The following is a 21325-nucleotide window of genomic DNA, read 5'->3' on the forward strand; positions in this document are numbered from 1 at the left end:
TCTGTGTTCATCTGTGTTCATCTGTGGTTAAAAATCTCTTAAAACAACTTTTCGGATAAAATTTTAACCCATGATTACCCAAAAAGACATTGCCAACGAGATATCACTAGATTCTACAAGAGTGCGATCGCGTCGTGGCAAGCATAAAATCTTTATTGGTATGGCTCCAGGTGTGGGTAAAACTTACAGAATGTTAGAAGAAGCCCACCAACTAAAACAAGAAGGAATTGATGTTGTAATTGGGCTGCTAGAAACTCACGGACGTAAGGAAACAGCACAAAAGAGTCAGGGACTAGAAATAATAACGCGTCAACAAATAGGGCGCGGCGATATAACGCTTACCGAGATGGATACAGATGCTATTTTGGCGCGACAGCCGCAACTCATCTTAGTAGACGAACTAGCTCATACTAACGTCCCTGGTTCTCCACGAGAGAAGCGTTACCAAGATGTTGAGGTGATTTTGGAATCTGGTATTGATGTTTACTCAACAGTAAACATTCAGCATATAGAGAGCCTTAATGACTTAGTAGCCAGAATTACAGGCGTTGTAGTGCGAGAACGCATCCCCGACAGAATACTTGATGAAGCCAATGAAGTAGTAGTAATTGATGTTACACCGGAAACCCTAGAAGAAAGACTGCGAGAAGGTAAAATTTACGCTCCAGAGAAAATTCAACAATCTTTAGATAACTTTTTCCAACGGCGCAACTTAATTGCCTTACGGGAGTTAGCATTACGGGAAATAGCCGACAACCTGGAAGAAGATGCGATTAACTCAACGCCAAAAACTAAATATTGTAGTGTTCACGAGCGAGTGATGGTATGTGTATCAACTTATCCCAACTCAGTTCAGTTGTTGCGACGAGGGGCAAGAATTGCAGATTATATGAGAGCGCGTCTTTATGTTTTATTTGTGGCACATCCAGAAAAATTTCTGACTAAAGAAGAAAGCTTACACATAGAGACTTGTGAGAAGCTTACAAGAGAATTTGGTGGGGAATTTTTACGAGCAACCAGCCATGATGTTCCTCAAAAAATCGCCGAAGTAGCCCAAGAATATCGCATTACCCAAGTAGTTCTCGGACACTCTCAAAAATCTAGGTGGCAGTTATTGTGGCGAGGTTCTTTTGTCCATCAATTACTGCGTTATCTGAAAGACATTGATTTGCACATTATGGCAAGTGAAAAAACAGTTTCTAAGAGCCTATCCGAAAAATAATTAATCACAGAAAATCTCGGCATTTATCTGCGGTTAAAAGATTTTAACATCACTGTTCGGATAGGCTACAAGTAGATACAGATTTAAACAATAAATCCAAACAAGGCATTATCCATCCATTCCAAGGTGTCTCCCATCTGTTCTCCGGTATGATAAGCAGCCAGGAGAACCTCGCTAGTTTTACCCCAAGCGATCGCACCTGTAGCATCAATCCCAATTGCGCCTAAATCTCTTTTATGCTGTTGCGATTCTGTAAATGATCGCTCAAAAGCTTGAGGTAGTGACATTCCATCAGTTACACGCACCACAATTCGTGCTGCTAAACACTCATCAATAATATCTTCCCCAATTCCAGTACAACTAATACCTGCAAATTCAGTGGCATAATTACCAGCAGGCATAGCAGAATCACTAACTCGCCCAATTCGCTCAAAACCTTTACCGCCAGTGGAAGTTCCAGCAGCTATTCCACCTTGGTTATCTAAAACAACAACCCCAATAGTACCTACTCCAGCTTTTTCTGGCACTACTAATTCTTTTTCCGCCACAACTCCAGCCGCTTCTTTAATAAAATTTTCGTCTCTTTCTTGCAACCACTCTTTTAAGCGAATTGTAGTTAAAGGATTATATAGAGGAATTTGCAATTCCCTTGCCAATTCTGCTGATCCATAATCTGATAGCACTCGATCTGGAAATTGTTGTAGAGACTGAGCTAGTTTAATCGGATGTTGTACCTTAGAAACATTGATCACACCACTAAAACGCTGACTTGAACCATCCATTAGCGCCGCGCTCATCCTAATTTGACCATCTGATTGCAGCACCGAACCTGTGCCAGCATTGAAACGGGGGTTGTCTTCGAGTAAATGACAGCCATGAACAACAGCCGCCTGTGCGCTTGCGCCTGCAATCAACAGTGCATACACTTCCTCTACAATGGCGTAGAGTGATTTACGGACTGCTTCGATACCCTCTTTACCTTTAAGAGAACTACCAGCACCACCATGAATAATAAGTTTAGGTTGAATTTGATTAACTGACATATTTTTAATAAATAACCACTATTTGAGTTGAATGCGTGAGAAAATTTCCGTCACTATTAATAAATTACTTTCTACTCCTCCCTCCTCGCTATATCAGATCGACGGCGACGACAACGTTCTGAGCAGTATTTCACATCATCCCAGCAATCTGCCCACTTTTTACGCCATGTGAAGGGACGCTGACATACAGGGCAAATTTTTGTGGGTAAATCCGATTTAGAGCGTTGGCTTGGCATAAAGGGGGAGGGGCAGAGGGGCAGAGAAAGGAGACAAAAGTGAGAAGTGAGGAGTGAGAAATTTTGATGAATGAACAGGCATTAGCTAGGGTACGAATTGTATTAGTGGAGCCAGCAGGAGGCTTAAATGTCGGTGCTATTGCGCGTGTGATCAAAAACATGGGGCTACAACAGCTAGTGTTAGTGAATCCAAAATGCGATCGCTTAGGAGAAGATGCCTGTAAAATGGCTGTCCATGCTGTGGATATCTTAGAAAATGCCAAGATTGTAGCAACAATGCCTGAAGCATTAAAAGGTTGTCAAAGAGCGATCGCAACTACCGCTCGTTCCCGTGCGATCGAAACACCACTAGAAACTCCAAGAACAGTTTTACCTTGGTTACTGGAAGCACCAGTACAATCAGCATTAATTTTTGGACCAGAAGACCGAGGTTTAAGTAATACTGAATTAAATTATGCCCAGCGTTTTCTCCGCATTCCCAGTAACCCTGAATATCCTGTTTTAAATTTGGCACAGTCAGTTGGCATTTGCGCTTATGAACTCACCCAAGTACAGCAGCAATTATTAACTAGGGATCAGCAATTAGTAGCTGGGGATCAAGTTTTAACTTCTTCTGCTTCCAAGTCGCCTTCAGCAACAGCAGCATCTTACACAAATGAAGAAAGCGATCGCGCAGATTTAGATCACTTAGAAGGGTATTATCAGCAGATGGAAGCTGTTTTATTAAATATAGGTTATTTATATCCCCATACGGCTGCTAGTCGTATGGAAAAACTACGGCGGATTTTTAACCGTGCTGGTGTCACTACCGCAGAAGTTGCTATGTTGCGAGGTATTTTCAGCCAAATGGAATGGAAACTCACATTTTTGCCTCCTGATACAACTCAGCCATAGCAACACAATAGCTTCTAAAATCAATTTCCGGGCATTCTGCTTAAATTTTATATAAATTTGCAGTAACGTAGATGGGCATAATTCAACTTAAAATTCAAGTTGGTGATTAGTCATTGTTAATTGTTAATTGCTTGAGGAGTTAAGTCAAAGTGGCTCAGAAGCGTGGAACTAAATCAAAATTGTTATTGATATCAAGCTCAAATGAGAAACTAACATCAAATTCAAGCAAGGGAAACTTATATATGAGTCGCAGACAGCCACGAGATCAACCAAAAAAAGCCAGCCGTCAGGAACCTGCGAAAACACCTACCACGCTACAGCCGCCGCAGCAAGTCAGGCAATTTCCGACTAACCAAGGCTCCCGCAATCTGTATGCAGTTCCGGTATCAAGACAGGCAAAAACTAACAACAGCGATAAAATACGCACCGTGCCAACATCCTTAAATCAGCGATTAACTGACACAAAAAAAATACAGACAGCCAAGCGCCGACCTTCCTTATTGAAATTTTTATCTGCCCGATCAACAACGCCGCGCAAAAAACCTCTAGATTTAAATCCCCGCCCTAAAGCTACAAATCACCAAAGACAGCCCAAGGGGAAATTAGGGCGATCGCAACCGCGTCCCTTATCACCACTGATGTATCTCACACGCCTACTGATCGTAGGTGTAGGTATCGGAGCAATTGTAGGTACTTTTTTGTCTATTTGGGACTCTTCTAGTCGGCACTCAGTCGAAGCAGCCGCTAATACCAATTCCACAGTTGAAGCAACGCCTGCGGAAAAGAAAAATACGATCACAGTAGCGATGGGACAAGAAATTGTTGCCATCAAACCCCAACTAGAAGCTTTAGCCACAGCCAATCCTAAATTGCAAGCTGGAGTATTTGTTCTTGATCTCGATACAGGTGCTTACTTAGATTACAATAGTAGCTCTACATTTTCCGCAGCCAGCACAATTAAAGTACCAGTATTAGTTGCCTTTTTTCAAGATGTTGATGCAGGTAAAGTTAGTCTTGATGAAATGTTAACAATGGAACCAGAAATGATAGCTAAAGGTTCCGGTGATATGCAATATCAAAAGGCAGGAAAACAATTTACTGCTTTAGAGACAGCAACTAAAATGATCGCGATTAGTGATAATACTGCGACTAATATGTTAATTACCCGTTTGGGCGGTGCAGAAGCTTTAAATCAGCGATTTCGCTCTTGGGGTTTAGTAGCAACAACAATCAACAAACCACTACCAGATTTAGAAGGAAATAATTCCACCAGTCCTCAAGAATTAGCTAATGTAATGGTGATGGTGAATGAAGGTCGTTTAGTTTCAGTGCGATCGCGCGATCGTATACTCGATATCATGCGCCAAACCGTCACAAAGACCCTACTACCACCAGGATTAGGTAAAGGTGCTACAATCGCCCACAAAACAGGCGATATTGGCTCTATCTTAGCCGATGTCGGCTTGATTGATATGCCCATCGGTAAGCGGTATGTTGCATCAGTAATGGTTCAACGTCCTCACAATGATGTAGCTGCTAGAAAACTCATTCAGCAAATATCTCGCCTTACTTACCAATACTTCGACAAATCAGCAGTTAGCCCTATTACTCCCGCAATACCTGAAAGTACGCCCAATTCAATGACTAGAGCTTTTACAGGTGAAAATCCTGCTCCTAGCAATTAGCTCATCATCTCCTCCCCCTCCTGTCTCAACAGGGAGGGGGTTTTACTTTATTTTTTTTACCTGCTTATTGTCTAATTTAATTATTAATAATTTTGTATGGAATTCCAAAAAAATCCTTACCTAAAATCCTCCTGAGCGAATCACAATCTTTTTCGCTCGGATGAGTAATCAAGATTATGCCTGATATACCATGAATTAAGTTGAGATGTAGTGATAGTTTCCCAACTATCTTTTTAAATTCTTAAGTTTTGTTACAAACTCTGGGTTGTTACTTTTATGCAAAATTATGGGTACACTAAAGAGTCACTATAATTAAGTAAACTTGCTAATTCAGGTTGAATTATGGTTTCGATTCTCGTAATTTATATAGAGAAAAACTCATATATTTAGTTATTTATACCAACTATCTATAAAAGAGCGCGTAATTCTAACCCCAAAAATTATGGAGCAAAAAAAGATTAATAAGATTTATTCTTCTTCGATATATATAATGCTATTTTTCGCACAATTAGCGTTATTCGGGAAAACGGCTATTGCCAATACAGCCGTCTTAGGCGTGGTCAAAAGTGCTGAAAATCAAACTTCATGGCAGGGAATAAGGACGCGCTTACAGGCAAGTGGGGTATCTTACTGTATATATGATTTTTCTAAAGTTAAAACAGCCGCAGATTTAAACAATACAGACGTAATATTGTTGCCCAATGTAACAACAATAACACCTGTACAGGTGAAAGCGTTGCAAGAATGGATGGCTAAAGGAGGCAGGGTAATTGCTAGTGGGGCTGTGGGTAGCTTATCTTTACCTCAAGTAAATTCTAATTTGCGATCGCTCTTAGGCGCTTACTGGCAAAACCCATTAACATCCCCTACTAATTTACAAACCCAAAATACCGCGACATGGATACCATCAGCCACACTATCTCAACCTATTAGCGGTGGTGTACTAATTCCTGTTGGTAGTAATAGTCAAACTTTAGCTTTATGGAATACTGCCAATAATCCAGTCGGTGTAGTCACTACAGAACAATCCATCTTTTTGGGATGGCGGTGGGGCGTTGATGCTGTTAGTTCAGTAGAATTTGATACGGCATGGCTAAAAGGTGCTGTTAGTCGCTATATCAGTGCAGACTCCTTAACTCAAACACCAGTAGAAACAGCACTAGATCCCACTTGCTCACCTGCATCCGTAACTAACAGCAACTCATCACCTGTATCTGTGCCAAGACAGAATGACGCTGTTGATAATATGGCTAATTCTGCGCCACTAAATACATGGTCAGAAGTTCCAAATGGTAGCCAAATCCAAAACTTAACAGCCCCAGCTAATCAAGAACAAATAGTAGATCCTAATTCCCTAAATAATAGCGATACAAAACCTGCTGTTGATTCAGAAATTGTTAGACCAGCAGGCGCGATCGCATCTCGTCCTAATCGGATCAACATTGCTGTCCCAAAAGCTTCCACTGCCCGTCCGCCAGTAGCAAGGACAACTAATCCTAAAAGAGCGATCGCATCTCGTCCTAATCCGATCAAAGTTGCTGTCCCACGAGCTTCTATTCCCCGTCCCTCAGTAGTTAGGACAACTAAGCCGACAAGAGCGATCGCATCTCGTCCAAATCCGATCAAAGTTGCTGCCCCACGAGCTTCTATTCCCCGCCTACCAGTACCCAAAAAAACCAGCAATTCCTTCCCTCAACCTAAGCCAAGGACAACGGGTTACACTCCACGTCCTAAACCTTTTACTCCCTCGCCTAATAGATTTGCACAAGTAGACGATGCACCAGTAGCCCCAGCAGGGCTAGAAGTTAAGCCTGGGACTGAACCCCTGATGGCTAAACAAGTAACTGCTATGCGTCAGGAACTAGAAAACCTGATCGGTCGATTTGAAAGTACAGTATTAACCGCACAAGCTAATATTAGTAGACGTTTTGCAACTGATAAATCACAAACAGTCACTTCTTTCGGCGCAACCCCTGAATTTGAATCTGCAAACAGAGTAGTAGCCCAAGCTAAAATTGGTCTAGAAACATTTGTACGGTCGATTGCCGAACAAAACTATAGCGAAGCTAAAAGCCAGTGGTTTCAAACGCGGCGACTCCTTTGGGATAACTATCCGATTAATAGCAAAATTTCCCAAGCTGAAATTAGAGCTATTTGGTTAGATCGTGGTTCAATAGTTAGTGCTAAATCAGAACAAGATTTAGCCAATATGTTTGATCAAATAGCCGCCGCAGGGATTAATACAGTATTTTTTGAAACCATTAATGCTGGTTATACTATTTATCCCAGTAAAATTGCGCCAAAGCAAAACCCCTTAGTGCGCGGTTGGGACCCTCTAAAAGCTGCTGTGAAGTTAGCCCACGAACGGGGAATGGAACTACACGCTTGGGTATGGGTATTTGCTGCTGGTAACACACTCCATAATAGCCTTGTTAACTTACCTGCTAACTATCCAGGTCCAGTAGTAGCAGCCCACCCAGATTGGGCAATGTTCGACAATCAGGGGCGTATGTTTGCGCCACCTACAGGAAAAGTTTTTCTTGATCCAGCTAATCCTGAAGTGCGCCGTTATTTAATGAATTTGTTTGAGGAAATTGCCAGCAATTATCAGGTCGATGGTATCCAGCTAGACTATATTCGTTATCCCTTCCAAGACCCTAACGCCAATCTTACCTACGGCTACGGCAAAGCCGCACGTCAGCAGTTTCAAAAGTCAACTGGAGTAGACCCACTTTTGATGGTGTCTGCCGATTTAAGCAATGTTAATTCCCAACAACTTCGTAGTCTTTGGCAAAAATGGACGGAATTTCGTACCAGACAAGTTGACAGCTTTGTATCATCAGTTTCCAGTCGCTTGCGTGCTAAACGACCGGGATTAATTATATCTGCTGCTGTGTTTCCATTTCCTAAACAAGAACGTACAGAAAAACTCCAACAGAATTGGGAATCTTGGGCGCAACGAGGAGATATAGATTTATTAGTACCGATGACTTATGCCTTAGATACAAATCGTCTACAGCAGATTACTTCTCCTTTATTAAATGCAGCATCACTCGGTTCTACTTTAATTTTGCCAGGAATTAGGCTGTTAAATTTGCCAGATATAGTAGCAGTAGATCAGATTCAGTTGTTAAGAGATTTACCAACAGATGGTTATTCTTTATTTGCTTATGAGAATTTGAGCGATAGCTTGCACACAATTTTTAGCCGCACCCAAGGTTCAATTACTCGTACCTCACCAGAACCAATTCCTTACAGAGAGCCTTTCAAAGCCGTCGCTATTCGTTATGCAGCATTACTATATGAATGGAATTTTCTATTAGCTAATAAGCAAATAGCAATTCAACAACCAGAATTTACTCAGTTGAGTCAACAATCTTATCAGCTTCAGCAAGCACTCAATCAACTAGCAATTAATCCTACCAGCAACAACTTATCTTCAGCTAAAACCAAGCTGGCTTCATTTCGATCTCAATTTCCAGAATGGATGGAGCTACAAGTTGCACAACAACCTTATCAAGTCCAAGTTTGGAGAAATCGTTTAGTAACTTTGGAAAACTTGCTAGGTTATGGGGAAAAAATGCGATTAAAGCGGTCTTAAACAAAGTGATTTACTAATCAAATTAAAATTTGATCCGGATTTCCCCTCAGTTACATTGTTTAAGTTAGTAGGAATAGTAAAACGGCTACCTACTATGCGTCTTTCTTCACTGCTTATTGCTCTCAACTTAATCTCCATCTCCCTGTTCGTGGTTTCAGGGACAATTTCTCCTAGCTCAAACGAATTGCTTTCATCTAAAAATTTTCAGCAATCTTTAACTTCTTCTAGTCTTCAACAAAAAGAGAAATCTCCCCATCGGGGTAATGGGCGCAGAGAGTTGTATCCATCAAAAGCAGGTCTACCGACTTTGAGCTAATACCAAATTTTATTCGCGCGGTTTGTACTTCTGATTAATTTAACTGCTAAAAATAGATCGAATTAAGCCCGCCAGTGCGCCATCCTTGAGGGTGTAATATTTGAGTGAAATATGCGATCGCGCAATTACCACCAAAATCAAATATTAGAATTTTTATAAATAAAAGGTATCAAATATAGCATCAAAAAATTATGGTGTCAATAAAATTGGCACTTAGAGCCTATCCGAAAAATCTATTTAGATTTATCTGTGTCCATCTGTGTTGATCTGTGGTAAAAAATCTCTTCAAACCACTTTTCGGATAGGTTGCTAATATAGGATTCGCGATCGCGCCCAACCTTTAAGCGATCCGAACCCAATTTTATTGTTAATCACCTCAACCAAACAGTTGATTAAATACGCCCAATGTTAATGTAAGAAACTGCTAATTAGCCACAGGATAACAAACGTCACCCAAGTAGCAATTTTTTCCTCAGTCATCACTAAACTTAAACTGTCTACTTGTCCTATTAGCCAACTAGCCAGTGGAGTACCTAATCCTATACCTACACACAATCCTACCAGCGTTAGTAGCACTGCACGACCAAGGCGACCTTCTTTGCGATTGAGGAAAAAGACACTGAACCCTACCCCAAAAGCAATAATCAAAGACAGAGTACTACTTGCTAAAGTTGGAAAAGCAATCACACTTGCCAGTACTAAGAATACAGCAGACGACAACATCACATCTGAGCGACTGGGAGTATCAACTAATCCCTGTAGCCAGTTGACAGATCGACTCACAGGAGTTGGTTGTAAATTGGGAGATGGTTCTGATCGCCTTTCAGCAAAGCGAATCACCTCTGGAACCTTAATTTTCCCTTGCTGCCGCATCTTCAGCCTATCCATCAAAATAGCATCGTAAGCAGCTTCGATACCTTCTACCACCTGTTGATCGCCACTATACTGCTCACTTAGACGCTTTTTCGCTTCCTGAATTTCATCAAAGGAAGCGTCCTCGCTAAGTCCTAATTGTTCGTAAGGATTTTGCTCACTCATCCATAACCTCCGCCATCTCCTCTATTTAGGTGCAATTTAGACTGGTTCTTGCTTTTGCGCCAATTACGCCCAGACTATCCTGAATAGAGGCGCTACCCAGTCAAGCATTTACTGGGGGTAATACCTAGTCTCCTCACAGCTAGTTTAACTTGATAATTGGACAGTTTTCTGAAATCCAACACATTCGTCAAACCGCGTCAGAAGATTAGTAAAGGTAATACCTTACCGTATTTCTCTGACAAATATTAAAATTACTAGCTTTTTTCAACAGTGTTAGCAGCATTGTTATCTTGATGTGCTGCTACTTCCTGAGATTCTAATTGAGCAGGGGTATTAACAGCTTGCTCAATTTGTTCAGCCTCGCGTTTAAATTCCGCTTCAAAATCGCTAGAAGCTTGCTGAAACCCACGAATTCCTTTTCCTAAACTTCGACCAATTTCTGGTAACTTCTTTGGTCCAAATACCAATAAAGCTATTACCATAATAATTGCCATTTCTGGCAAACCAACTCCAAAAATATTCATATATCTCCTGTTATAGTGAGCAGCAGTCAGCTTTAATCATGCGCCTTCTTAAGCCAAAGTTTCAGAACCATTAAATGTCCTAACCTATTCGGCTACTGCTATAGTTACACTTTAAGTATAAGCATGATAAAAAAACCCCGACAAAACGGGGAATTTGAAGTTTTTTACAGATGGCGCGACTAATTAGGTCAATTTTGACCGGATGTTTCCTGCTACTTAACGCTTTTTGCACTGTAATTGCAGGTGATTGTTGCGCGTAGATTCCAAACGACTAGCCGCCGAAGCTGTTCCAATCAACGTTAACTCCCTCAATCATCAATGAGGAGTTGTAAACTTGCAAAATAATCAGTAAAAACACGAAAAATAAAACCATAAAAGTCCCCATAACTGGCGTAGTACCCCATCCTGGGGCAACTTTGCCGTATTCAGAGTTTAAGGGTTTGAGGATATCTCCCAACCGTGTCCGTTGTGCCATGAGTTACCTACGATGCAATGCGCGATAGAGTTTTGTTGCTTTCGTAAATAATACCCTGAAGGTAGATCTAATTCAACAAACAGCCGTCCTTCTAGGGCGGGGCTTTAAACCCATTTCTTTGGTAAGATTATATGATCAAAGGACGCATAATTTAGTCAAACTATGGAACCCGCAACAGTTCTTAGCATTTCCCTTGGCGGCGCACTGGTAGCGATCGCAGCTTTTTCAATTTACACTTCTTTTGGCCCACCGTCTAAAGAATTGGACGACCCCTATGAAGATCATGAAGATTAAACCTGATCGTTCCACCATCGCTCATGTTTAAGTTTTAATTCTCACCTTTAACAATCACAGGTAAAGAATTATCTACTATTACACCTGTAAAGCTAACAATTTTATTAGGTGTAATTATAGCAGATTGATGATTAAGTGATTGTTCAGTTGTTTCTAATGGTCGCTCTAATAAATCAACTGCTTGGCTAATTTCTAAACCTACATCACTATTCAACTGTAACTGTGCGGTTTCGCCGTGACACTCGTAACACCGTAAAATCCACTGTTGCGGGTTGTATTCTGACTGTTTAAATGCCATCAAAATTAAGTTTTCTGCTTGTAGATCCAAAAATTTATTAATTGGTTTTAGAGTTGTATTGGTGCGATCGCTCCCAGTTTCCATCACCATCACTCGTAGTGGCAGATTAAGTTCATATCCACGTTTAACTGTATTAGCTGATTGCCAATTCCCACTATGGGGATACAGCGCATAAGTAAATTCGTGAATACCAATATCTGCTTGTGGATCTGGCCAACTAGCACTACGCAGCAATGTTAAACGTAATTGATTTGGTTCACAGTCATAACCGTATTTACAATTATTTAATAAACTAACTCCATAGCCATCGTTGCTAATATCTGCCCAGTGTAAAGCGGGAACTTCCCATTTAGCTTTTTCTTGAGGTGTTTCTGGTTTAGTTAATCTTTGGATAGTTCCACATGGAATTTCGTATGTAGCAATATCTGATTCTATGTTAATCGGAAATGCTGCTTTTACTAAAACTTGACGTTCTTGCCAATCTACAGTTGTAATAATTTTGAGTAGTGGTGAATCAACAGACAGTAGATAATCTTGGCAAAATTCAGATTTACCTAATTTTCGCACAACACGCAAACGCTGTTGAATTTCTCCTTGTTCTACCCATTTAATTAATTTTAGTATGGGTGGTAGTAATGGGTGTTCTTTATAGTTAGGGTCAATGTTCCAAGCATCCCAATATTGACCGCTATCTTGGAAAGCTTGCAATTGATTTCCGCCTGATTGTTGCAAAACTTCAAAGTTTTGATTTTTATCGAAAACGCTGATTAAATTACCTGTTTCAGGGTCAACTGTTACCCGCAGAGATTGGTTTTCTAAAACCCAATCTTTTTGAGATAAATCATCTTCTTGATTAATTTGTGATTTTTCTGGTATAATTTGCTTATAATTGGCGTATTCTATCTGTTTTTGAGTATTAGTCTCAGAAGCGATCGCTTGTTCACTATTTGCAGGTACTAACCAAAAGACGCGATAACCAACGCTAGGGATATCAGTAGCGAGAAATAACAGGTTAGATGTCTCAGATATTTGTGATGGTAAGATTTTGCCTGAAAGATCGCAAATCTGCCAAATTTGAGGACTTTCGGGCGAATTTAGCGGTAAGGGAATAGTAACAACTTCTGAACGCTCCCAATTAAGAGAGTTGAAAATAACGATGGGGATAGCGTTAGGTTGTGGGGGTATGGGTAGAGAAATTTGGGATGCGATCGCACTCAAGCTGTTATCTAATATTTCATTACCAACCTGTTCAACTTCCTGCCAAGCTTTGTTTGCCTCTACAAACACTTCAGGAATTGATGTTCCTGGTAAGATGTCGTGAAATTGGTTAAACAACATCTTTTTCCAAGCGGCTTCTAATTCTGCTTTGGGATAAGGGATTTCAGTAGTAATATTTGCCAAAGCAGCAAATAATTCTGCTTCATACAATAAGTGTTCACATCTTCTATTCCAAAGCTTTTGATCTGCATGAGTGGTATAGCAACCGCGATGAAATTCTAGATATAGTTCATCTTTCCATACGGGAAAGGGGTTGATGGGTGATGTTGTTAACTGCTGACTAATAATTTTTGATAAATAATTGTTAGCTGTATTAAATTCTAATTGTGGGAAAAAGGGAGACTGTTCCCAACGTTGGGCAACTTCTAACATATCGCGAGTTGGTCCACCTCCATGATCGCCAACTCCAGGCAACCATAAAATATTTTCTATACTTGTTTGTTGTTGCCATTCACAACTATAATTTGCCATCTTAATTGGATCGATACCTTCACCAATAGGCGCAGACATTAAACTAAATATTTCTGTGCCATCTGGTGATTGCCACAAAAAGGCACTATAAGGGAATTGAGTAGTATCATTCCAGCGCAATTTTTGAGTAACAAAATATTCAATACCACCAAGTTTTAGAAATTGCGGTAAAGTTGCACAAAAGCCAAAACTATCGGGTAGCCATGCAATTTTACTGATGTGTCCAAACTTTTCTAAAACGTAGTGTTGTCCGTAAAGTATTTGTCTAACAATGGATTCACCACTAATTATATTTAATTCTGGTTCTATCCACATCCCGCCAACAATTTCCCAACGTCCTTGATTAACTTGTTGTTGAATAGCAGTAAATAAGTCGGGACGATGTTGTTCTATCCAAGCATATAAAGCTGGGGTGGAATGGCAAAATGTAAGCTCAGGAAATTGTTGTTGTAGTTTAAGAACTGATTCAAAAGTGCGCTGGGCTGCTTCCCAAGTTTCGTCAATAGACCATAACCAAGCCATGTCTAAATGGGCATGACCTAATAATGATATTTTTGGTGGAAATCCCCCCCCTCGCCCCCCCTTATTAAGGGTGGGAATTGGAGAAGGGTAACCCCACCCCCCTGCCCCCTCTCCGTTAACAGGGAGAGGGGGAAAGAAAGAGTATATTTGTGATTTAATTAGGTTTTGGCGGAGGGTAGTTAGAGAATTTTCAAATGTAAGAATATCATCTGGTAATGCAGTCCAAGTGATCTCAGTAAGATTTGCGGCTAATGTTGTTAATTGTTCTGGTGCAAAAGTTTCTATATATTTATGTAATACGGCTAACTCGTCAGCAATAAAGCCAGGTTCGAGGCGATTATTATTAGTAGATTCGTAGACGCATAATGATTTTACTAACGCACCATGATCATGACTTGGGCTGACTAGGCGCAATGCGACTGTAATTTCTTCACCTGGGGTTACTGAAGAACTGAGTAATACTCTGGTTGAACAGTCAAATAAATCGCCTTCTTGTACTAATTGACCATTAATATAAATCTGCGCTGAGTCTGCCCACCAAATTAAAACTAATCTTAATGCTAACCCTGCTATAGGATAGCCGTTTAAATTTTGGGGGATAACAAATTTTTGACTTAACCATAAAACCTTACCAGCAGCCCAAGCAATATGTCCTCTAGCATTCAACTCAACAGTTTGCCACTCTAATAAGTTAGGCTGGGTAGCATCAGATATGGGTAAATCCGTCAAGTGCGATACGTTGCTTCGCAACACGCTGCGCGATCGCCAATTACTTTGCACATTTACCTGACTCAACTGGCGTAGTTGCTCAATTGCGTTAATTATTTGAGAATTTTCTACTAAAGGGATGGCGGGATTTGTCATCTTTTCGTTTAAGATCAGGGCTAATAATATTTTGAGTTTTTACTGGTTGGCTGGAATTTAAGTACTGGCAACCAACAATCAAATACTTACTACTATGTCATCTTCCACAGGCCCCTATCAAAGCAAATTTTTAAATTTCCTTAACCGTCAAACCAACCGCTTGAAAGATCAGTGCAATCGTGCGGTTAGGGTTGTCAAAGTGGCTACAGTTTGGGGAGTCCAAGTTGTCCTTTATCCAATTTATCTGGCTGTTCAAACTGCCAGATTCGCTGGGCATCAGTTGCAGCAAGCAACACAATATACATGGCTGCAATTGCAAGGGGCAAAACCATCTCAAGTTGAAACTCCTCCCCCAACAGATACCCCAATTCAGCGAGTGTTAAATTTGCTGGAGGCAGAGGTAGAATTTGACCAAATTAGCTTGGTTATTCCTCCGTCAGAGGTTTTGGTAAAAAATAGTAGTGATTCATCTATATCTATATATAAAGATAAAACTCAGAGTTTGGAGACTACCCCACCCCCTAACAGGATTCCCGTCAACGGGGAGGGGGGACAGGAGTTAAGTTTAGCGGAAATACCAAATAGTTCAATATCACCGCTACCTTCTGCTGTATCTGATCAGGATTTGATAGCAACATCTGATACACAATTGCAGAAAGTTAGGAAGGTAATTAGTGGTGTTGCTTCGTTATTAACAACACGCAAGTTAGTGTTAGTAACTGTTGATTATCACACTTTAGATATTCTCACACCGGAACAGCAGCAGAAACTTCAGCAACGTATTAGCTTAGAAATTGCTGATTACTGGCGGGTTACAAAGTTAGTACAGGGGAGAGTGCGAAAATTTACTGGAAGTGTGCCAATATCTCCAGAAGAGCGATCGCGCTTTTTACCCCCAGTCAGACTATTCTGGTTATTAATGGCTTGGGTGCAATTTAGTCCAGTAGCCCTTGCAGCTAATCTTTTCAAAGAATCAAGCTTAATTACAAGTCAAAATTCCCAGTTAAGTAATCGAGAATTAGAATCAAGCATTAATCCGACTTTAATAGCAGGTTCAGAAAATCCATCTTTGATTTTTCCAGAACAGAAAAACACAAAATTACTGCGTTTACAAAAGTCTTTAACAAAAGATCAACAAGTCGCTAAAATTGAAGCCAACCCATTACAACCTGTATCGGAACTAACAAATAGTATTACTCAGGGTACTCAAACACTATTACAACGGTTACAGGGAAAAAATAATCCCGCTACCCAGCAAGAAACATCATCAGAAGCAGCAACGACAAGCGACAATTCAACCACTAATAATGGGGTTGATGCTGTAATACGCGCTGCAATTGACTACTTTTTTGGTCAACGTAGTGGCGAATTACCATCTAATGCTGAGGACAGTGTATCCTCATCTGCTACTAATTTATCAGGAATGCGATCGCAGCAAGTAATCCCAGGTGATATAAGCAACACCAATAAATTATCAGGAAAACCATCTCCTACCTTACCCTCAACAAAGGAAGAAGATCCTTGGTTAAGTTGGGGAGATATATTCCCTAGTAAAGCTACACCGAAGGTAAACAAACAATCTCAAGCAGTTGATTCAACAGTAAAAATACTTACTGGCAATCAAAAAGCGCAGTTACCAAGTAGCACAGAAATTCCTACTGGCAATTCTATTACTAGAGTAATCAAGCGTTACCTCAAACCAAAACCAAATAATTTACAGCCTACTCCAGCCGCAGTTAATTCTCGCTTAGTAGAAAATTCTAGCACTAGCAATGTTGCCCGATCAGTAAAAACTTCTGCCAAAGTTTCTATTTCAGAAGAAAGTACTACTGCAACTAACACTGCACCACAAAAAGCAGAGGTTAAATATACACCAGATTGGATAGAAACACAAGCTACTCCAGTTGGCTATGTAAAACATCCTTTAGAGACATTACTGGGATGGTTAGACAAGGCTATGCTTTGGTTTGAGCAGCAACTAATTAAAGCTTGGCAGTCAATCTCTAAGTAAGATTATTTCGTGGATAAAATATATTTAGGGTGGGGAGGCATGAGTCTCAACAGTCCAAATAATTAAGTTATACATTTACGTATACATGATCGTATACATCGCTTTGTCATACTAGATTTAAGAGGTTAAAAACCTACTGCTTATACAGTTGCTCTATTGCTTTACCAATTATTCCTTAAACTTTTCCCCTGAATCTAGGCATTAATGCTGGATTCAGGGGTTTTAACATTTTTATTTACGAGTCATTTCAAACAATTGTTGGGCGTTTGCTCCTTTAAAACCTTGAAAGAGGACTTTTTCGCCAGGGGTTACTTCAACTAAAGCACGTTCAGCAATTTCATAATAGGCGTAAGTCCAAGGAATACTAACTTCTTGCTTGCTGGTATCATCTATAACAGTTACCCCTTCTTGAACAGCTTGCGTTGCTGTCTGACGTAAACCGCTTTTTAAATCACCTTCAATTTCAGCTTTCATCGGTACGCTTCTATCAGTTAGACCTTTAACTGTAGTTTCAATATCGGGATAAAGGGGAGTATTTTGACGGTTGATGTAACCTGTAAAGTGATTAACAGCGTAACCGTGCAGCAATACCCATGCTCCATATTGACTTACAGGATTTACTGTTTCGACAACAGATTTAAATGGAGCATTCCAAGGGCGTGTATATATAAGTTGTAGTTCCTCAGTTAGTTGTTCTGCTTCTAATTCAGTGTCAGCTAGTTTTATACGCTCTACTAATGTTTCTACATCGGCTAATTTTACGGAATTAACTGTTTGATATATTAGTTGTGCGATCGCATCCGGTAATTGCTCTACAATTAGCTCACTAATAAATAATTTTGGTAAATCTAAAGCATCTTGTTCAGGATGCTGATAGTGGCGGGCGTAAAGCTTTTGATCGGGAAAGGTATATTCAGAAGCAGCATGATAACCTAAAGCTTCAGCAATTTTTCCTAAATAATCAATTCCCAGGTTTTTAGTTCCTTGGGAAGTATCGACATTCAACCGTAGAGAACGAAAGGCAATATGATCGTTAGCTACAGTTCCCCCTGCTGTGACAATCATTTGTTGATATATTTGGGCATAATTTACTCTGTAGATGTAGTTTTTCCAGAGTTTGTTCCAGAGTTTAAGGGCAATTTGTGAGGGGTTCATAGGTGGATTTTTTAACGCCAAGGATCGCAAAGGTTAGCGCAAAGGTCGCAAAGGTTAGCAATGATTTTATCTGTGTGCATCTGTGTTTATCTGTGCTACATCTGTGGTTAATTATCGAAAATTTTGCTGTCGCGATAAATCTAATATACAAACTAGATCAAGGTTGATTTTTTAACAAGTCTGTGAGAATCTTGAGAGCAATTTGAATTTGATCGCTATCAATAACTAAGGGTGGGCAAAAACGAATTGCAGCTTTACCGCAACCAAGTAATAATAAACCCTGATAAAATGCTTGATCGACTATGCGATCGCGTAACCCTGGATCTAAGTTACCATTAGCATCAAGTAAATCAACTGCTACCATTAAACCTTTACCTCGTGGTAGGGAAATGCAATTAAATTGTTGTGCAAGCTTAGTTAAACCAGCTTGTAATAGTTCTCCCATTTGATGAGAATTTTCTATTAAACTATCTTCTAATAGTCGCAATGTGACATTAGCTGCGGCGCAAGCAACTGGATTACCGCCAAAGGTTGTAGCATGGGAACCAGGCTGCCATGTCATTATTTCTGAGCGCGATAAAATTGCGCCTAAAGGTAAACCACTAGCGATACCTTTAGCAAGGGTAATGATATCAGGCATGACATCCCAATGTTGAATGGCAAACAAGCGACCTGTACGACCCATGCCTGATTGCACTTCATCAACTATCATTAAAATGCCGTAGCGATCGCAAATTCCCCGAATGCGTTCTAAAAAACCATTTTCTGGGACAATATAACCACCTTCTCCTTGTATTGCTTCGACAAAAATAGCAGCAACTTCTTGTGGTGGTAGTATTGTATTAAATAATTTTTGTTCTAAATAATCTAAGCTTTCGTGAGTACCATAAGGAATATGAGTTACTCCTGGTAATAATGGCGCAAATTGTTTACGTTGCACTACTTTAGAACCAGTTAGGGACATTGCACCATAAGTGCGTCCGTGAAATGCACCTAAAAAAGCGATCAGGTGCGATCTCTTAGTATAATAACGAGCAAGTTTTATTGCCCCTTCATTTGATTCTGCTCCAGAATTAGTAAAAAATACCCGCGCTTGATTAGGAAAAGGCGCACGTTTGGCTAATTTTTCCGCTAATTCTACCATCGGTTCATAATAAAAATCAGTCCCCGACATATGTAGTAAATTTGCTGCTTGTTGTTGAATTGCTTTTACTACTTCTGGGTGGGCATGACCTGTATTATTAACAGCAATACCTGCGGTTAGATCTAAAAAGACGTTACCATCAACATCTTCAATCATGCAACCTTCCCCACGTGCTGCAACTAAAGGGTAGCTACGGGTATAAGATGGGGAAGTTACAGTGCGATCGCGTTCTACAATTGCCTTAGCTTTAGCACCTGGTAATGGTGTTACTAAAGAAGGAGTAAGTGGCAAACTGCCATTAGTGGGAATATTTAACATTAAGATTTTTTGATAAGTCTAACGATTATCAATCTGCGCCCGTTGCAAACGACCAGAAAAATCTACATAAACAGTCTTCCATTCAGTAAACACATCAATTGCAGCACTACCCGCCTCACGGTGTCCATTTCCCGTCTGCTTCACACCACCAAAAGGTAAATGTACTTCTGCCCCAATAGTTGGGCCATTAATATAAGTAATGCCAGCTTCAATATCTCGCATCGCTTGAAAAGCGCGGTTCACATCACTGGTGTAAACAGAAGAAGATAAACCGTAAGGAGTATCGTTAAGAACCTTGATTGCTTCTTCAAAAGAGCTAACTTCAATTAAAGTTACAACAGGACCAAATATCTCTTCACGAGCAACACGCATATCAGGAGTAACATGATTTAAAATAGTCGGTTCAAAAAAGAAACCGTGTTTTAGTTGCTCATCAGTACAGACCTTGCCACCAATTAATACCTTTGCGCCTTCATTATGAGCAACTTCGAGATAATAACTAACTCGCTCAAGTTGAGATTTATTAACAAGTGGCCCTACTTCCGTATCTGATTCTGTACCTTTTCCTAAGCGCAACTTCCTGGTTTTATCCAGAAGCATTGCTGTAAATTTTTCCTTAATATCACGATGCAAAATTAAGCGACTTGTGGCAGTGCATCTTTGACCAGTTGTGCCAAATGCCCCCCAAATTGCTCCTTCTAGAGCTAATTCTAAATCAGCATCATCCATGACAATTTGAGCATTTTTACCCCCCAATTCTAAGCAAACTCGCTTGAAAGTACGTCCACAAGTTGCCCCAACCTCAGCACCAGTTTGGGAAGAACCTGTAAATGATACTAAATTAATCCCAGGATGCTCAATTAAAGCCTGACCTACTTCGTCACCGTGTCCATGAACTAAGTTAACTAGACCATTTGGTAAACCTGCTTGCTGAAAAATTTCAACTAGCAAAGTCGCACAGGCGGGAGTATCTTTAGCGGGTTTTAAAATTACTGTATTGCCGCAAACTAACGCAGGCATCATTTTCCAGCAAGGAATTGCCACAGGAAAATTCCACGGTGTAATTAAAGCACAAACTCCAACAGGCGATCGCACTGTCATCGCAAATTTGTTTGGCATCTCCGAGGGAGTCGTCTGCCCAAACATCCGCCGCCCCTCGCCAGCACTATAAATGGCACAGTCAATTCCTTCTTGCACATCTCCACGCGCTTCAGCTAACGGCTTACCCATCTCCTGACTCATCAGGTAAGCAAGTTCTTCTTTGCGTTGAAGTAAAATTTCACCTATTCGGTAAATAAATTCTGCCCGTGCTGGTGCTGGGGTAAGTCGCCAATTGTGATAAGCTTTGCTTGCTGCCATCACTGCGGCATCAACATCCTCCGCACCGGAACTAGGAAATGTTGCAATTACTTCCCGCCAGTCAGCAGGGTTGCGGCTTTCTAGTATCGCTTGTGATTTAGCTGCTAACCATTCACCATCTATATAATTAAGGCACGTTAGCGGAGTAGTCACCATACAGCCATCCTTAATTAGTAATGTAGTTTGGGACTTGCTACCAGTCTGGCAAACAGATTCGCATAGCGTCAACCAGAGTCGAGCGTAAGTAAAAATCCCTATAAGTTTGCGTAATTGAAAAAAGATTGTGCTACTTAGACTTAAAAGCCTTAATTACATACTAGCAAGTATGCACTGCTTAATTATTTATTATAAATTGCTGACATCTTTGTAGTAAACCTCAAGTTAAAAACCACAACTATCACTTATACCTACGTATAACTGATAGTTGTAGTGTTAGAATTAAGATAGTTATAAATAGTTAAAAATCTTTAAGAAAAATCACGTCATAATATAAGTATTATTACGAAAAAGTGAACTAGCTGATTTTTTTTGCGTATAATCACTGACGCATACCTTAAAGATGAATGCTATTAGTTAA

Annotated in this window: 16 protein-coding genes; 7 read left to right on the forward strand and 9 right to left on the reverse strand. The window is 40.3% G+C overall.

All coding sequences use genetic code 11. From position 1 onward, the window contains the following. Positions 1-70 precede the first annotated feature (70 nt). Positions 71-1222, forward strand: coding sequence for a sensor histidine kinase KdpD (locus CRI9333_RS06095; protein WP_015202289.1), 1152 nt, complete (start codon positions 71-73; stop codon positions 1220-1222). A gap of 83 nt (positions 1223-1305) precedes the next feature. On the opposite strand, the gene CRI9333_RS06100 is transcribed toward CRI9333_RS06095, so the two are convergent. Both CRI9333_RS06100 and CRI9333_RS25595 read right to left on the reverse strand, forming a co-directional pair. Continuing rightward, the gene (locus tag CRI9333_RS06100) at positions 1306-2265 is read right to left on the reverse strand and encodes an isoaspartyl peptidase/L-asparaginase (protein WP_015202290.1); all 960 of its coding nucleotides are present in this window, start codon (positions 2263-2265) and stop codon (positions 1306-1308) included. 71 nt (positions 2266-2336) lie between these two features. After that, a complete protein-coding gene (locus CRI9333_RS25595) occupies positions 2337-2501 on the reverse strand; it encodes a DUF2256 domain-containing protein (RefSeq protein WP_015202291.1) in 165 nt (54 codons plus the stop codon). A 66-nt stretch (positions 2502-2567) separates the two neighbouring features. Here CRI9333_RS25595 and CRI9333_RS06105 point away from each other — a divergent pair, with 66 nt between their 5' ends. From CRI9333_RS06105 to patX, 4 genes are all read left to right on the forward strand, one after another. After that, positions 2568-3395, forward strand: coding sequence for an RNA methyltransferase (locus tag CRI9333_RS06105; protein WP_015202292.1), 828 nt, complete (start codon positions 2568-2570; stop codon positions 3393-3395). Positions 3396-3637: 242 nt separating this feature from the next. Then, complete coding sequence (locus CRI9333_RS06110; protein WP_157462279.1) at positions 3638-5080, forward strand: serine hydrolase; 1443 nt, start codon at positions 3638-3640, stop codon at positions 5078-5080. Between the two features lie 442 nt (positions 5081-5522). Continuing rightward, positions 5523-8681, forward strand: coding sequence for a family 10 glycosylhydrolase (locus CRI9333_RS06115; RefSeq protein WP_041225962.1), 3159 nt, complete (start codon positions 5523-5525; stop codon positions 8679-8681). A 94-nt stretch (positions 8682-8775) separates the two neighbouring features. Continuing rightward, positions 8776-8997, forward strand: a complete 222-nt coding sequence (patX, locus tag CRI9333_RS26615; protein WP_157462280.1) for a heterocyst-inhibiting protein PatX — start codon at positions 8776-8778, stop codon at positions 8995-8997. Positions 8998-9405: 408 nt separating this feature from the next. Here the strand turns inward: patX and CRI9333_RS06120 are convergent, their stop codons facing one another. The 3 genes from CRI9333_RS06120 to psbH all read right to left on the reverse strand — a co-directional run bounded on the left by CRI9333_RS06120 (position 9406) and on the right by psbH (position 11034). Further along, positions 9406-10035 (reverse strand): CPP1-like family protein, encoded by a 630-nt coding sequence (locus tag CRI9333_RS06120; protein WP_015202295.1) that lies wholly within the window; start codon positions 10033-10035, stop codon positions 9406-9408. A 254-nt stretch (positions 10036-10289) separates the two neighbouring features. Beyond that, the gene (locus CRI9333_RS06125; RefSeq protein ID WP_015202296.1) at positions 10290-10559 is read right to left on the reverse strand and encodes a TatA/E family twin arginine-targeting protein translocase; all 270 of its coding nucleotides are present in this window, start codon (positions 10557-10559) and stop codon (positions 10290-10292) included. Positions 10560-10830: 271 nt separating this feature from the next. Continuing rightward, entirely contained in the window at positions 10831-11034 is a 204-nt protein-coding gene (gene psbH / locus CRI9333_RS06130) for a photosystem II reaction center phosphoprotein PsbH (protein ID WP_015202297.1), read from the reverse strand. A gap of 162 nt (positions 11035-11196) precedes the next feature. On the opposite strand from psbH, the gene psbN reads away from it, so the two are divergent. Further along, positions 11197-11328 (forward strand): photosystem II reaction center protein PsbN, encoded by a 132-nt coding sequence (psbN, locus tag CRI9333_RS06135; RefSeq protein ID WP_015202298.1) that lies wholly within the window; start codon positions 11197-11199, stop codon positions 11326-11328. 34 nt (positions 11329-11362) lie between these two features. Here the strand turns inward: psbN and CRI9333_RS06140 are convergent, their stop codons facing one another. Further along, complete coding sequence (locus tag CRI9333_RS06140; protein ID WP_015202299.1) at positions 11363-14761, reverse strand: alpha-mannosidase; 3399 nt, start codon at positions 14759-14761, stop codon at positions 11363-11365. 94 nt (positions 14762-14855) lie between these two features. Between CRI9333_RS06140 and CRI9333_RS06145 the strand changes: the two genes are divergently transcribed. Then, the gene (locus CRI9333_RS06145) at positions 14856-16772 is read left to right on the forward strand and encodes a hypothetical protein (protein WP_015202300.1); all 1917 of its coding nucleotides are present in this window, start codon (positions 14856-14858) and stop codon (positions 16770-16772) included. A 231-nt stretch (positions 16773-17003) separates the two neighbouring features. On the opposite strand, the gene CRI9333_RS06150 is transcribed toward CRI9333_RS06145, so the two are convergent. From CRI9333_RS06150 to CRI9333_RS06160, 3 genes are all read right to left on the reverse strand, one after another. Beyond that, positions 17004-17927, reverse strand: coding sequence for a DUF1338 domain-containing protein (locus CRI9333_RS06150; RefSeq protein WP_015202301.1), 924 nt, complete (start codon positions 17925-17927; stop codon positions 17004-17006). A gap of 157 nt (positions 17928-18084) precedes the next feature. Next, complete coding sequence (locus CRI9333_RS06155; protein WP_015202302.1) at positions 18085-19389, reverse strand: acetyl ornithine aminotransferase family protein; 1305 nt, start codon at positions 19387-19389, stop codon at positions 18085-18087. Between the two features lie 18 nt (positions 19390-19407). After that, positions 19408-20901 (reverse strand): aldehyde dehydrogenase family protein, encoded by a 1494-nt coding sequence (locus CRI9333_RS06160; RefSeq protein WP_041226424.1) that lies wholly within the window; start codon positions 20899-20901, stop codon positions 19408-19410. Positions 20902-21325: the final 424 nt, after the last annotated feature.

Origin of the sequence: Crinalium epipsammum PCC 9333 (assembly GCF_000317495.1) — a bacterium.
Lineage (GTDB): Bacteria > Cyanobacteriota > Cyanobacteriia > Cyanobacteriales > PCC-9333 > Crinalium > Crinalium epipsammum.